Raw genomic sequence first — 13,698 nt, 5'->3', positions numbered from 1 at the left:
CGCGCCGACATGGAAAGCTTCCTTTTCCAAGCCTCTATTTACCTTGCTGCCGCCGTAATCGCGGTACCCATCGCGGCGCGGCTGGGTCTCGGCTCCGTGCTTGGGTATCTAGCTGCCGGGATCATGATCGGCCCGGTGTTGGGGCTTGTCGGCGCGGAAACCGAAGACCTGCAACACTTTGCAGAATTCGGCGTGGTCATGATGCTGTTCCTGATCGGTCTGGAACTGGAACCCCGCGCGCTTTGGGATATGCGTCACCGGTTGATCGGGCTAGGCGGCCTGCAGGTTGGGCTGAGCACACTTGCGATAATGGTCATCGCGATGGCCTATCACCAGCCTTGGGGGGTGGCGCTTGCCATTGGTCTGACCCTTTCGCTGAGTTCTACGGCGATCGTTCTGCAAACCCTGTCGGAAAAAGGGTTGATGCAGACCAGCGGGGGACGGTCGGTCTTTTCGGTCCTGCTGACCCAAGACATTGCCGTGATTCCAATCCTCGCCTTCCTGCCTTTGCTGGTTGCTGCCATGCCCGCGCATATGGCCTCGGATGGCTCGATCCTGCGTGCCGGAGAAAAGGCGCATGGCTCAGGTCATCACAGCCTGTCGCTTGTGGAAGGGTTGCCCGGCTGGGGCGTGACGCTGGTCACCATCGCCGCCATCGGTGCCGTCGTGCTGGCGGGCGTGTTTCTGACCCGGCCGCTCTTTAGATACATCCACTCCGCGCGTCTGCGCGAAATGTACACAGCCCTTGCGCTGCTGATTGTCGTGGGGATTTCATTCCTGATGATGCTTGTGGGGCTCTCACCAGCACTGGGCGCTTTTCTTGCGGGCGTCGTCCTTGCAAGCTCGGAATTCCGTCATGAACTGGAAACTGACCTTGAACCCTTCAAGGGGTTATTATTAGGGCTCTTTTTCATTACGGTCGGGGCTGGGATCAATTTTAACCTGCTTTTTGACAACATGCCTGCGATCATCGCGATGTCGCTGCTGGTGATCATCGTGAAGGGGCTGATCCTCTATTTCCTGGCCCGCGCTTTCAAGCTGAAAGGCAAAGACCAATGGCTCTTTGCGCTGGCTCTGGCGCAGGCTGGCGAGTTCGGCTTCGTGCTGGTGTCATTCTCGGTCGTGCAAGGCGTCATTCCGGTGGATGTGGCGGAAACGCTGCTGTTGGTGATCGCCATGTCGATGCTGATCGCGCCACTGCTCTTCATGCTCTATGACCTGTTGTCCAAAAGGTCAGCCGACGCCAAAGAGCAGCATCCCGAAGATGAAATCGACATTGAAGGTCCGGTCATCATCGCAGGCATTGGCCGCTTTGGTCAGATCGTCAATCGTCTGGTGCAGGCCAACGGCTTTAACACGGTTGTTCTGGATCATGACATGGAGGTCATCGCGGTAATGCGCCGGTTTGGCTTCAAGGGGTTTCTCGGCGACCCTACCCGCCCGGACATCCTGCGCGCGGCAGGGCTCGAATCCGCACGCGTACTTGTGGTGGCCCTTGATGATCAGGATGCCGCCATCAAGCTGGTCAAATACGCCCGAAAACTCCGGCCTGATATGCACATCGTGGCGCGCGCGCGTGACCGGACCCATGTTTATCGCCTCTATCAGGCGGGTGCTGACGACATCGTTCGGGAGCTGTTTGACAGTTCTCTGCGCGCAGGTCGCTACGTATTGGAGAACATGGGGCTCAGCGAATATGAAGCCGCCGAGGCAGAGCGGATATTCTATCATCATGATCGCCATTCCGTGCAGGAACTGGCGCAGCTTTGGGACCCGGCAGTACCCGCCAGCCAGAACCCGGCCTATTTGGCGCGCGCCAAGGAATTGCAAAAAGAGCTGGAGACGGCATTTCTCAGCCGCGACAGCGAAAAAAAACGCGCGTGACGTAAAGGCGCCGCCGTCTGCATAAAACAGACCGCGGCGCTGGTTTTCAGCCTTCCGATACGCCTGCTTCGGCAAATGTCGCCATGTCACTCAGACAGGCAACGGCGGCCTTGAGCACCCCCAAGGACAAGGCACCACCCGACGCTTCCCCCAGACGCAACCCCAGGGACAGCAACGGCTTTTTGCCCAAAGCCTCAAGAAGCCGCCCATGCGCGCCTTCCGCACTCAAATGTCCGGCCATGCAATGATCGAGCGCGCCTTTTTCCGTTTTTTCCAGACAGGCCGCCGCAGCACAGCAAATGAACCCGTCAAGCAGGACAGGAATGCGCAGGCTGCGCGCGCGGGCGATGGCCCCGGCCATGCCGGCCAGTTCGCGCCCGCCCAACCGCCGCAGCATTTCCAGACCGTCCCCCTGACCGCCATGCAGCGCAACACCTTCCCGGACCACACGGATCTTGTTTGAAAGACCTACGTCATCGACACCTGTGCCACGGCCCGTCCAGCTTTCCGGCTCGCCCCCCAGTAGAGCCGTCGCCAGCGCGGCGGCGGGTGTCGTATTGCCGATGCCCATCTCTCCGGTCACCAGCACGTCTGCGCTTTCATCAACGGCCTCCCAGCCCGCCAGCAAGGCCGCGCAAAACTCCTCGTCGTTCATTGCCGGGGCCTTGGTAAAATCTGCGGTCGGTGTTCCCAGCGAGAGCGCATGGACGTCCAGCTTTGCGCCAAAAGTCTTGGCCAGTTGATTGATTGCCGCCCCCCCGTGCTGGAAATTCAGTACCATCTGCTCGGTGACTTCGGGGGGAAATGCAGAAACGCCCTGCGCCGCAACGCCGTGGTTCCCGGCAAAAACGATCACCTGGGGTGATGTAATTTCCGGCCGCTCGGTGCCCCGCCATCCCGCATACCAGACTGCAAGCTCTTCGAGCTGCCCCAGAGCGCCTGGTGGTTTGGTCAACTGGTCATTGCGCGCCTGCGCGGCCGAGACAGCAGCAGCGTCATTGTCGGGCTGAGCGGATAAAATCGACCGAAATCCGGCCAGATCGGAAAAAGCTGCTGTCATTTGACTACCTCGGTTGCAACATTCATCGCACCTCATTACCCAATGCTGACCGACCGGCAAGACGCGAAAAGGCCCCTTTTTCATGAAAACCGACAGATTGCCCAAATGGTTGGTCGACCTGCTGCTCGCCGCGACGCTTCTGACACGGCTGCCGTTGCCGCGATTGCCGGATACGTCCTACGCTCGGATGGGCAATGCAGTCTGGACTTATCCCATTGTGGGTGCCGCTCTGGGCGGTCTGGCGGCGCTGTTTGGTCATCTGCTCTTGATGCTGGGGCTGCCCGACAGCTTTGCGGCAGGTGGGCTGCTGGCGATTTTAATATTGATCACGGGTGCTATGCATGAGGATGGTCTCGCCGACAGCGCCGACGGATTTTGGGGCGGGTTTGACCCAAAACGCCGTTTGGAGATCATGAAGGACAGCCATCTGGGCACCTACGGCCTCCTTGCGCTGCTTCTGGTGACCGGTCTTCGGTGGCTGGCCTATGCCTCGCTCCTGCCTCTGGGTATTCTGCCGATTATAGCGGCAACCGCCCTGTCCCGAAGCGCGATGCCCGTGCTGATGGCGGCTCTGCCGAACGCCCGTGACAGCGGGCTTTCCCACAGCGTTGGTCGCCCCGCCATGCCCGTCGCGATCTTGGGATTGGCGCTTGGTTTGTTGATTGCAGGCAGTTGTGTCGGGTTACCGGTGTTCGCCGCCCTGATCCTGACGCTGGCAGTGGCGATCGGCATCGGGGCACTGGCCAAGGCGAAAATCGAAGGTCAGACAGGTGATGTGCTGGGGGCCACTCAGCAATTGACCGAAGTTTCAATCCTGGCCGTGCTGGTTATCCAACTGGCATAAAAAAACCGCGCCAGTGTTGACGCGGTCTTTGTTTTCGATCCGAGGTACCTCAGGCCGCGACGCGGCTTTCCAACACATCCCCGACTTGTTTGGCCGCCGCGAGTTCATCGCCACCACTTACAGCAGCTACTTCGCGGGTCAAACGTTCCAGCGCTGCTTCATAAAGCTGGCGTTCGGAATAGCTCTGCTCGCGCTGATCATCGGTCCGGTGCAGGTCGCGCACAACTTCCGCAATCGCGATCAGATCACCGGAATTGATCTTTTGCTCATATTCCTGCGCCCTGCGCGACCACATGGCCCGCTTGACCTTGGCCTTCCCCTTCAATGTCTTCATCGCGTGGGTAATGACATCAGGAGAGCTCAGCGCCCGCATCCCGATTTCGGTCGCCTTATGGGTCGGCACCCGCAGAGTCATCTTGTCCTTCTCAAAAGAGATGACAAAGAGTTCCAGCGAAATGCCTGCGACTTCCTGTTCTTCAACCGAGATGATCTGACCCACGCCATGCGCAGGGTAGACAACAAACTCGTTGGGGCGGAAATCAAGCTTCTTCGATTTGGTCATTCAGTGTTCCTTAGAAAACGGCGCCGCCAATCCCGACAATCGACAGTCAAAAACACACCGAGCGGAGACCGTTAGGTCACGCGTCCAAGTGTGAACATGCCGATTTTTCAGAGCCCTCCCCCTTCTGGGGGCGGAGCGATTGCGTCGTCCGTTATTACTTTGCGACGGTATTATAACACAAAAAGCGACCCTAAAAAAGCTGCCGCAGCGTCATCTGTGGAAAAATCGCGCCAAATAAGGCTGTTAGGCCGCAAAACTGAAGCGTTCCAAGCTCGAATCGGTGGTGACGGACCTAGCCGCCTTCGCCGGGTGTTTCGGAAAAATACTTCTCAAGCTTCCCGGTTTCCCCATCGCGCTCTTCCGCCTCTGGCAGAGGGTCTTTCTTGGTGATGATCACCGGCCACATTTCGGAATACTTGCGATTGAACTCAACCCACTTTTCCATATCCGGTTCGGTGTCCGGGCGGATCGCATCTGCGGGACATTCCGGTTCACACACGCCGCAATCGATGCATTCGTCTGGGTGAATGACCAGCATGTTTTCACCTTCATAGAAGCAATCCACCGGGCATACTTCGACGCAGTCGGTATATTTGCAGGCAATGCAGCTGTCGTTCACGATATAGGTCATCGGACCCTCTTTTCGGCTTGTGTCAGAGCGCTAGCTAAATCAGCCGCCCGTATCATTCAAGAGAGCGCGCCTTAGAAAGATCAAGCATGCGACGATCACGCTTGGTCGGGCGACCTTTTCCCTCATAGCCCGGGTTTTCAGGAGGTGTGTTCTTTGATTCAGGCTCTGGCGGGGACAAATCCGTATAAAGCGCCTGAGCTTCGGGCGCTGGCCCGCGCCTTTGACCAATGGCATCTATCCGGATCACGCGAACTTGATCGCCCTGCGCAAAGGTCAGCACATCCTCGGGCCCGATCATTTGACTGCGCTTTTCTGTGCGGGTCCCGTTGACCCTTACCTCCCCCGCAGAAACCCGAGCCGCGGCAAGCGAACGGGTCTTGAAAAACCGCGCATGCCACAACCACTTGTCCAGTCGAAGCTTATCCGCCAACTACTTGTTGTCCTTCAGCCCCATCAAGGCCGCAGCAAAAGGATTGTCCGGATCGATCTTCTTTTCCGGTTTGGGCGGGCGGGCAGAAAACTTCTGTGCGCCTTGGCCCTTGTTACCACGCGGGCCTCCCCGTTTTCCTTTACCGCCAGGTTTGCCCTTGCCTTTGCCCGGCGTGCGATCTTCGCCTGAACGCCTTTGGTGCTGCCCCGCACTACGCGCCGGACGTCCCCAGGTGAAGGTATAGAAAACCTCAATTTCAGGTTCCGCATCCTGCTCTTCAACCGCGTCGCCAGCAGGTATCTGATTTTCTTCAGCGGCACTCGCGTCACTTGCCGTCGCAGGCGCCGTTGATGGCTCTTCTGGTGTTTCCTGAGCCGGTATCTCTTCTGGCTTATCTTCGTCGGTGCTGCCCGCATCAGACTCAGGTTTGCCCTCCGTCGGAGCAACGGCTTCTTTGGCAGGATCTGGGGCAACGGCCTTGACCTTCGCGCGTTCACCTTTCTCCGCCTTGTAGCCCAATCCCTGCATCAGATCGGCAAATTGCTCAAGCGTCATTCCGGTGATGGACAACATGTCAGCCGTGGCCTCGAATCCGGCACGGGAGTTTTCACCACGCAACATGTCCGCCAGGCGCTCCAGCATGTCGATGCGTATCGCGCGTTCGCCCGCATTTCGGTAGCCCGCCATCGTGTCTGCGCCAGCCGGTGCCGACGTATCAGACGGAATCGTCACCAGACCGGGCGGCGGCGCTTCGGGAAAATCCTGCACGCCCTGAGCCAGCGACCACAACACCAGCCGCAAGCGCGTTGGTGCCGGTTTCAGCAAAAGCGGCATGAATATCGTGAATTGTCCAAATCGGATACCGTGTTTGCGCAAGGCCCCGCGCGCATCCTGATCCAGCGCCTTCACATCGTCTGCAACGCTCGCGCGCGGCAAGACACCAAGTGCTTCAACCATCTGGAACGCAAAGCCCCGCGCCAGACCTTCCAGAGTTTCATCGCGGCTCAGGTTCAAAAGCGGCTCAAACAGCGCTGCGATCTTGCGGTCAATGAAATGCTGCAACCGCCGCTGGACCTTTTGTGCCACGTCTGCTCCGGCCACGTCGTCGACGAACACTTCAACCTGCGGCTTCAACGCATCGGCCCCCGCGACCAGTTTGCCGACAGCATCCTTGCCCCACATGAGGCCGCCCTGTTCGGTGAAATCAATCTCGGTGTCGGGCGCGTTGTAGAAACGATCAGCACGCAAATGGAAATGCGGTGCCAGCGCCTGCAGGGCCGCTGTCTTGATCGTCTTTTCTTCGGCGCCGCCGGCACCCTTGTCCTGAGAGAACCGGAAACCTTCCAGCCGTCCCACAAATTCGCCTTCGACGGTTACTTCGCCGGTATTCGATACTTCTGCCACCATGGCTTCCTTCTGGCCGAGCCGGCGCAAGAGCACGGATGTGCGCCGGTCTACGAATCTTTGCGTCAGACGCTCGTGCAGCGCATCCGACAATCGGTCTTCTACAGAACGCGCCTGCTCCCGCCAATGGCTTATCTCACCAGTCCAGCCTTTGCGCTGCGCAACGTAGGTCCATGTGCGGATAAACGCCAATCGCTTGGATAACGCATCAATATCGCCATCGGTTCGATCAATTCTTTTTATCTGGCGCGCCAGCCAATCGTCAGGAATGCGGCCACGCTCATGCAAAAATGAAAAGATGGTTTCCAACAGGGAAGCGTGTTCAGCATGGCTGATGCCCCGAAAATCCGGGATGCGGCAAACATCCCAGAGCAGCCTGACCGAAGGTCCGTCGGTACAGCGCGCGATGATCTCGGAGACCTGCCCAAGGGATTTCAGCGCCGAAAGGTCGTCTGCTTCCCGCGCGCGCACCAGCAGGTCGTCACCTGGCGACGATTCAAGGGTGCTGATCAGCCGGTCGATAGATCCGAATTGCAGCGCATGATTGCGCCAGTTCAGCTTTTTCAACGGTGTGAACTGGTGGTCCATAATGGCCTGCGCCACACTATCGTCCAGTGGCGGGGCCTCGCCGGTCACGCCAAAAGTGCCATCTTTCATGCCCCGCCCCGCGCGGCCCGCGATCTGAGCCAGCTCATTCGGTGCCAGCGGGCGCATGCGGCGTCCGTCAAACTTGGTGAGACTGGAAAAGGCCACATGATCCACATCAAGATTGAGCCCCATCCCGATGGCATCCGTGGCCACCAGAAAATCCACCTCACCGTTCTGATACATCTCCACCTGAGCGTTGCGCGTGCGCGGGCTGAGCGCGCCCATGACAACCGCAGCCCCGCCTTTCTGGCGACGGATCAATTCCGCGATTGCATAGACGTTTTCAACGGAAAACCCGACAATCGCGCTGCGCGGGCGCATGCGGCTTATCTTTTTTTGCCCCAGATAGGTCAGCGTCGACATGCGCTCGCGCTGCGCAAACTGAGCGTTTGGAACCAGCGCACGTATCGGTCCGCGCATGGTATCGGCCCCCAGAAACAGGGTTTCGTGCAGCCCACGCGCGCGCAAAAGCCTGTCTGTGAAGACATGTCCCCGTTCAGGGTCCGCGCAGAGCTGGATTTCATCCACTGCCAGAAAATCACAGCCCATGCCTTCGGGCATCGCCTCAACCGTGCAGACCCAATATTGCGTGCGGGGCGGCACGATGCGTTCCTCGCCGGTCACCAGCGCCACAACGGACGGGCCGCGTGCGGCCACGATCCGGTCGTAGACTTCGCGCGCCAGCAACCGCAGCGGCAACCCGATCACACCAGTGCGGTGTCCCAACATACGTTCGATTGCGTAGGTGGTTTTGCCTGTATTGGTAGGGCCCAATACGGCCACTACGCGGGGGTCACCTGTCACGGCGCTGTCCTTGCCTGTCTGTGGTCAGAGTGTTCGACCGACACCGCTCTGTCTGAGCTGTTCCATCGCCGTTTTCGCGTTCTCGTGATGAGGATGCAAGGCAAGAACGCGATCAAAAGCCTCAGCTGCGCGTTCCAGATCACCAAATTCCTGTAGCATCGCGCCCAGACCGAATATGGCGTTGTAATTGTTCGGGTTCAGCGCAAGGGCGCGCTCCAGATCATCCAGCGCCGGGCCATAAAGCCCCGCCTGATAGTAGGCGGTCGCCCGCGCATGCCAGCCTTCAGCGAAATCCGGCGCGTGGTCGGTCAGCGCCGTCAGGTGCTCAATGGCCTTGGACACGTCTTCGGCTTCCAAGGCGTCGCGGCCCCGTTTTAACAACAGATCCATCGCCGCCGATCCTGATCGCCCCCAGATCAGGTTCAATTCCCGGTCCAGCCGCCCTGCTTCGCCTGCCGGGGCCGCGCGCAACTGGTCTAGCAATGCCTGTTCCGTATCTTGCGCGCGCAACGGCGCAATAAATATGACAAGGAATGCAAATGCCGTAACGACATGTTTGAGAATGCGTGGTTTGATAGCCATAACAGCATTGTATGTAACAGGTGCGACGGGCAATTCCAGACCCCGCACGCACCACACGGCAAAAGGGCCCAAGAATGAGCGATATTGTGAACCAGGCTGTAGCGGTTTTGAATGAAAAATTGGCCGGCGCCGATTTTGGCGGTACGGCAAAATTTGACATCCAGGGCGAAGGAGCCGTGATGATGGATGCCTCCGGCGCGCGCGCAGGCGATGATGCCGCTGACGTGACGCTGAGTGCGGATGCAGAAACCTTTCAGTCCATTCTCGAAGGCGACACCAATCCGACGAGCGCCTTCATGTCCGGCAAGCTCAGCGTCGACGGAGACATGGGACTTGCGATGCAACTGGCGTCGGCGCTCGCCTGATGGCGCTCACCCCCGCCCCTTTCCTCAGCGAAATTGCATTTGGGGCCGAGGGCGGGGCCGCGCTATGGGTCAAGTCATCCGATGACATCCGCATAAGAATTGGCCATTGGAAGCCTGATAACGCCAAAGGCACGGTTCTGATTTTTCCCGGCCGCACGGAGTTCATCGAGAAATACAATCAGACGGCTGGCGCTTTTGCGAAACGCGGACTGGCCAGCATGGCCATTGACTGGCGCGGTCAGGGCCTTGCGGACCGATTGATCGACAATCGCGATCTCGGCCATGTCGAACACTTCACGGACTACCAGAAAGACGTGGACCGCATGGTTCGCGCCGCGCGCGATCTTGGCATGCCACGGCCGTTTTTCCTGTTAGGGCATTCCATGGGGGGGGCCATAGGGCTGCGCGCCGCCATGGAGGGGTTACCGGTTCAGGCGCTCGCGTTCACCGGCCCCATGTGGGGGATCCGGCTGGCGCCACATCTGCGCCCGATGGCATGGTTGTTGAGCCATCTCATGCCGATGATCGGTCAGGGCCATCGCCTACCACCCGGCACAAAGATGGAGCATCATATCCTGACGGAAGGATTTGAAGACAACCTGCTGACAAAAGACCGCGCGCAATTCGAGCAAATGCGCGTCCAACTCGAACGTCACCCGGAACTGGCCCTCGGCGGACCCAGCTATGTCTGGCTACGCGAGGCTTTGCTTGAAACGCGGCATCTGGCGCATCGGGCGGCACCAAACCTTCCCTGCATCACTTTTCTGGGCACAAATGAGCGGATTGTGGATATTCCGGTGATCCATCGACGTATGGAAGCCTGGAACCGGGGCCATCTGGAACTCGTCGAGAACGGCGAACATGAGGTGTTGATGGAAAGCGAGGCTGTTTCAGCGCCGATCTTTGACCAGATGACCGCGCTCTTTCTCAGCGGTGGGCACGGCTAAAGTCTGGGCATTTTCCGACCGTCCGCTAGATTGCCTGTCATGAACAGCTCTCCGGCTCTGACATTCACGGAACGTGGCATTTACTGCGCTGCTGGTGATTTCCATATCGATCCCTGGCGGCCTGTCGCCCGGGCGCTGATCACCCATGGGCATGCCGATCACGCGCGCAGCGGGCACGGTCATTACCTCGCTACGCACGCAGCTCTCCCGGTGATGCGGCACCGTTTGGGCGAGATCGACGCGCAAGGCATTGCATTCGGCGAAACCATCCGCATCGGCGACGCATCAGTCTCCTTTCATCCCGCTGGACATGTTCCGGGCTCCGCACAAATTCGTGTGGAAGTCGGGGGTGAAGTTTGGGTGGCATCGGGCGATTACAAGACAGAGCCTGATGGGCTGTCCGAGCCCTTTGAGCCACTCAGGTGTCACCACTTCATTACCGAATCAACATTCGGGTTGCCGGTATTTCGCTGGCAAGCGCAGACCCACGTCGCCGCGCAGATCAATGCGTGGTGGGCAAAATGTGCGGTGGAAGGCAAGACCGCTTTCCTGGGCGCCTATGCGTTGGGCAAGGCCCAAAGACTGCTGAGCATGCTCGATCCGGAAATCGGGCCGATCCTGACCCACGGCGCGGTCGAAGCGACAAATGCGGTACTGCGCCAGCAAGGACTGCCATTGCCGGACACCCTGGGCGTCACGCCAGAGACTGATCACAAGGCGCAAAAAGGCGCGCTTGTGCTCGCCCCTCCATCTGCTCTGGGCAGCGCATGGGCGCGCAAATTCGGCCCCCAGGAGACCGCGTTTGCCAGCGGCTGGATGCAATTGCGCGGTGTTCGCAGACGACGTGCAGGAGACCGGGGGTTTGTAATCTCAGATCATGCGGACTGGAACGGCCTGCTTACGGCGATCAGGGAAACTGGAGCTGAAAACATATATGTGACACATGGTTACACAGATATATTCACGCGCTACCTTAATGAAAATGGATGGCATGCGCAGGTCGTTCCGACGGAGTTCGAAGGGGAAAGCCTCGATGCCGAGGGTTCCGAATGATCCGATTTGCTGCCCTCTTCAATGCCATAGACCAAAGCACCAAGACCAACGCCAAGGTTGCGGCCTTGGCGGATTACTTTGCCTCGGCACCCGATGAAGATCGGATGTGGACGATGGCGCTTTTTTCCGGACGGCGTCCAAAGCGGGCGGTAACGACAACAAAACTGCGTGAATGGGCCGCAGAAACAGCCGACATCCCCCTGTGGCTTTTTGAGGAGAGCTATCCGATTGTCGGTGATCTCGCCGAAACCATCGCGCTCGTCTTGCCGCTGAGCGAGACAACTAATGACGGAAGCCTGACGCAATGGATTACCCGCCTCCGGGAGGTCTCTCAAACCGACGATGCTGCCCGTAAGGCCTTTGTTCTGGAGGCTTGGGAGACCCTCGGCGGGACTGAAAGATTCGTGTTCAACAAGCTGATAACGGGTGGGTTTCGCATGGGCGTCAGCCAAAAGCTGATGACCCGTGCCCTGTCCAAAGCGACCGGCAAGGCGGAAGCAGAACTGGCCCACCGGCTGATGGGCAACTGGCACCCGGATCACACGAGCTGGCATGCCCTGATCGAGGCAGAGGATGCGGCGGTGGATGCGTCGCGCCCCTATCCCTTCTATCTTGCCTATGCGCTCGAAGGGCCCCCCGACGCGCTTGGTGCCCCAGAGAACTGGCGTGCCGAATGGAAATGGGACGGCATTCGGGGTCAGCTCATCCTGCGGGATGGTCAGTATTTTGTCTGGTCACGTGGTGAAGAGTTGATGACGGACCGCTTTCCCGAACTCGCACGCGCCGTGGATTTCCTGCCGCCCGGCACAGTCCTCGATGGGGAATTGCTGGTCTGGCACCCTCACTCCGACAGCCCAGCAAGCTTCAACGCGCTTCAAAAGCGCATCGGCCGCAAGACTGTCCCCAAGAAACTGCTCACTGACGCGCCCGTGGTGCTGCACGCTTACGACCTGCTGGAGTGGCAAGGCGAAGACCTGCGCGACGCGCCATTTGCAGAGCGTCGCAAGATCCTTGAAGAACTTTTCGCACCGCTCCCCGCAGCTGCACCTGTGCGCCTGTCACCGCAGCTTGAATTTGCCGAATGGGAAGCCTTGGCCGATCTGCGCGATGTGGCGCGTGACGAAAACGCCGAAGGGCTTATGCTCAAACGTTCGGACAGCCCCTATCTTGTAGGTCGCAAGAAGGGCGATTGGTGGAAATGGAAACTGGCACCGCTGACCATCGATGCGGTGATGATCTATGCGCAGGCCGGTCATGGCAGACGCGCGAACCTCTTTACCGATTTCACCTTTGCGGTCTGGGATGGCAATGAACTCGTCCCCTTTGCAAAGGCCTATTCGGGGCTCACGGACGCGGAATTCCGTGAGATCACCAAATGGGTGCGCAAAAACACCTTGCAGCGGTTTGGTCCGGTGCGGCTGGTAACACCCCACCATGTGTTTGAGATTGCCTTTGAAGGCATTCAGGCCAGCCCGCGCCATAAGTCTGGTGTCGCCCTGCGGTTTCCGCGTATGTCGCGTTGGCGACAGGACAAACCGCTGCAGGAAGCGAATACGCTGGAGGACCTGAACGATATGCTGAGGATTTATGGCTAAGCCCGACGCACAGATGCCACCCACCCCCATTGCGCCCGTGCAACGGGCACCCGAGGGGGCCTGTGACGCCCATGTTCACCTGATCGCTGGCGCGCATGAGTTTCCATTGTGGGACGGACGGGTGGAGAACCCCGCCCCCGGCCCGGATTTTGAAGGATGGCTGGAGCGCTACCGAACGCACCTTGAAACGCTCGGGTTTTCCCGTGGCGTCATAGTGCATTCCATCCTCTATGGCACCGACAACAGCGTGACCGTCGAAGCCGTACGTAGGATGGGTGCGGGATTTCGCGGTGTGGGTCTGCTGCCGGATGGGGCGTCCGACGGGCAGATGGATCAATTCGTTGACTGGAACATGTGTGCCGTGCGCCTCAACTACGTGCATGGCGGGGTGTTGAGTTGGAAGGGCGCGCGCGCCATGGCACCGGCATTGGCCGAGCGGGGATTGCATATCCAGATGCTGTGTCACGCGGACCAGCACATGGAAGATCTAACCCAGGATGTCCGCACTTTGGGCACGGATATTGTCTTTGACCACATCGGGTGGCCCAAGGATGCGCTGACGATCTCCTCCGAAGGATTTCAGGCGCTCTGCCGTCTGCTGGCGGATGGCAAATCCTGGGTGAAACTTTCCGCCATCTACCGCATGTGCACGGCTCCATACCTGGACGCCGACCCACTCGTTAAAGCGCTGATTGACGCCAATCCGGAAAGATGCCTCTGGGGGTCGGACTGGCCACATCTGATGCTGGCGGACGCGAAGATGCCCCAGGCGGGTGACTTACTGAACGCGCTGGACCGCATGGTATCCGATGCGTCGACGCGCCACCGCATTCTGGTGGACAATCCGGCAGAACTATTTGGCTTCTAGCACAGATTAGCGGGGGCACCC

The 13,698-nt window shown here is 59.1% G+C and carries 13 protein-coding genes; 7 read left to right on the top strand and 6 right to left on the bottom strand.

Annotation, left to right across the window (positions count from 1 at the left end; translation table 11 throughout):
• Positions 1 to 9: 9 nt before the first annotated feature.
• Entirely contained in the window at positions 10 to 1,884 is a 1,875-nt protein-coding gene (locus tag ACOTTU_RS01620; protein WP_298913196.1) for a cation:proton antiporter, read from the top strand.
• Between the two features lie 46 nt (positions 1,885 to 1,930).
• Here the strand turns inward: ACOTTU_RS01620 and cobT are convergent, their stop codons facing one another.
• Positions 1,931 to 2,944 (bottom strand): nicotinate-nucleotide--dimethylbenzimidazole phosphoribosyltransferase, encoded by a 1,014-nt coding sequence (gene cobT / locus ACOTTU_RS01615; RefSeq protein ID WP_425655817.1) that lies wholly within the window; start codon positions 2,942 to 2,944, stop codon positions 1,931 to 1,933.
• 82 nt (positions 2,945 to 3,026) lie between these two features.
• Here cobT and cobS point away from each other — a divergent pair, with 82 nt between their 5' ends.
• Complete coding sequence (cobS, locus tag ACOTTU_RS01610) at positions 3,027 to 3,788, top strand: adenosylcobinamide-GDP ribazoletransferase (protein ID WP_425655816.1); 762 nt, start codon at positions 3,027 to 3,029, stop codon at positions 3,786 to 3,788.
• Positions 3,789 to 3,837: 49 nt separating this feature from the next.
• Here cobS and ACOTTU_RS01605 read toward each other — a convergent pair whose 3' ends face one another.
• From ACOTTU_RS01605 to ACOTTU_RS01585, 5 genes are all read right to left on the bottom strand, one after another.
• Entirely contained in the window at positions 3,838 to 4,350 is a 513-nt protein-coding gene (locus tag ACOTTU_RS01605) for a CarD family transcriptional regulator (RefSeq protein ID WP_298913205.1), read from the bottom strand.
• A 292-nt stretch (positions 4,351 to 4,642) separates the two neighbouring features.
• The gene (gene fdxA, locus ACOTTU_RS01600) at positions 4,643 to 4,981 is read right to left on the bottom strand and encodes a ferredoxin FdxA (protein ID WP_425655815.1); all 339 of its coding nucleotides are present in this window, start codon (positions 4,979 to 4,981) and stop codon (positions 4,643 to 4,645) included.
• 52 nt (positions 4,982 to 5,033) lie between these two features.
• On the bottom strand, positions 5,034 to 5,411 hold the full coding sequence (locus tag ACOTTU_RS01595; protein WP_425655814.1) for an RNA-binding S4 domain-containing protein: 378 nt from the start codon (positions 5,409 to 5,411) through the stop codon (positions 5,034 to 5,036).
• Positions 5,412 to 8,267 (bottom strand): helicase-related protein, encoded by a 2,856-nt coding sequence (locus tag ACOTTU_RS01590; protein ID WP_425655813.1) that lies wholly within the window; start codon positions 8,265 to 8,267, stop codon positions 5,412 to 5,414.
• 24 nt (positions 8,268 to 8,291) lie between these two features.
• A complete protein-coding gene (locus tag ACOTTU_RS01585) occupies positions 8,292 to 8,849 on the bottom strand; it encodes a tetratricopeptide repeat protein (protein ID WP_425655812.1) in 558 nt (185 codons plus the stop codon).
• Between the two features lie 74 nt (positions 8,850 to 8,923).
• On the opposite strand from ACOTTU_RS01585, the gene ACOTTU_RS01580 reads away from it, so the two are divergent.
• The 5 genes from ACOTTU_RS01580 to ACOTTU_RS01560 are packed head-to-tail and all read left to right on the top strand — an operon-like array spanning position 8,924 to position 13,677.
• The gene (locus tag ACOTTU_RS01580; RefSeq protein WP_298913220.1) at positions 8,924 to 9,214 is read left to right on the top strand and encodes an SCP2 sterol-binding domain-containing protein; all 291 of its coding nucleotides are present in this window, start codon (positions 8,924 to 8,926) and stop codon (positions 9,212 to 9,214) included.
• Positions 9,214 to 10,161, top strand: a complete 948-nt coding sequence (locus tag ACOTTU_RS01575) for an alpha/beta fold hydrolase (RefSeq protein WP_425655811.1) — start codon at positions 9,214 to 9,216, stop codon at positions 10,159 to 10,161. The genes ACOTTU_RS01580 and ACOTTU_RS01575 overlap by 1 nt, the downstream gene beginning before the upstream one ends.
• Positions 10,162 to 10,200: 39 nt before the next feature.
• Complete coding sequence (locus ACOTTU_RS01570) at positions 10,201 to 11,214, top strand: ligase-associated DNA damage response exonuclease (protein WP_425655810.1); 1,014 nt, start codon at positions 10,201 to 10,203, stop codon at positions 11,212 to 11,214.
• Positions 11,211 to 12,809, top strand: coding sequence for an ATP-dependent DNA ligase (locus ACOTTU_RS01565; protein WP_425655809.1), 1,599 nt, complete (start codon positions 11,211 to 11,213; stop codon positions 12,807 to 12,809). The genes ACOTTU_RS01570 and ACOTTU_RS01565 overlap by 4 nt, the downstream gene beginning before the upstream one ends.
• Complete coding sequence (locus tag ACOTTU_RS01560; protein WP_425655808.1) at positions 12,802 to 13,677, top strand: amidohydrolase family protein; 876 nt, start codon at positions 12,802 to 12,804, stop codon at positions 13,675 to 13,677. Before ACOTTU_RS01565 ends, ACOTTU_RS01560 begins: the two co-directional genes overlap by 8 nt.
• Positions 13,678 to 13,698: the final 21 nt, after the last annotated feature.

The organism is Roseobacter sp. EG26 (genome assembly GCF_049830555.1).
In the GTDB taxonomy this organism is placed as follows: Bacteria; Pseudomonadota; Alphaproteobacteria; order Rhodobacterales; family Rhodobacteraceae; genus Roseobacter.
The sequence above is the reverse complement of the archived record's forward strand: the minus strand, read 5'-3'. Positions and strand labels throughout refer to the sequence as shown.

What these genes read in the sequence shown, in the direction of transcription:
- ACOTTU_RS01585 (WP_425655812.1), bottom strand. Translation starts at nt 8,849, where the DNA reads ATGGCTATCAAACCACGCATTCTCAAACATGTCGTTACGGCATTTGCA.
- fdxA (WP_425655815.1), bottom strand. Translation starts at nt 4,981, where the DNA reads ATGACCTATATCGTGAACGACAGCTGCATTGCCTGCAAATATACCGAC.
- ACOTTU_RS01605 (WP_298913205.1), bottom strand. Translation starts at nt 4,350, where the DNA reads ATGACCAAATCGAAGAAGCTTGATTTCCGCCCCAACGAGTTTGTTGTC.
- cobS (WP_425655816.1), top strand. Translation starts at nt 3,027, where the DNA reads ATGAAAACCGACAGATTGCCCAAATGGTTGGTCGACCTGCTGCTCGCC.
- cobT (WP_425655817.1), bottom strand. Translation starts at nt 2,944, where the DNA reads ATGACAGCAGCTTTTTCCGATCTGGCCGGATTTCGGTCGATTTTATCC.
- ACOTTU_RS01565 (WP_425655809.1), top strand. Translation starts at nt 11,211, where the DNA reads ATGATCCGATTTGCTGCCCTCTTCAATGCCATAGACCAAAGCACCAAG.
- ACOTTU_RS01575 (WP_425655811.1), top strand. Translation starts at nt 9,214, where the DNA reads ATGGCGCTCACCCCCGCCCCTTTCCTCAGCGAAATTGCATTTGGGGCC.
- ACOTTU_RS01560 (WP_425655808.1), top strand. Translation starts at nt 12,802, where the DNA reads ATGGCTAAGCCCGACGCACAGATGCCACCCACCCCCATTGCGCCCGTG.
- ACOTTU_RS01570 (WP_425655810.1), top strand. Translation starts at nt 10,201, where the DNA reads ATGAACAGCTCTCCGGCTCTGACATTCACGGAACGTGGCATTTACTGC.
- ACOTTU_RS01620 (WP_298913196.1), top strand. Translation starts at nt 10, where the DNA reads ATGGAAAGCTTCCTTTTCCAAGCCTCTATTTACCTTGCTGCCGCCGTA.
- ACOTTU_RS01580 (WP_298913220.1), top strand. Translation starts at nt 8,924, where the DNA reads ATGAGCGATATTGTGAACCAGGCTGTAGCGGTTTTGAATGAAAAATTG.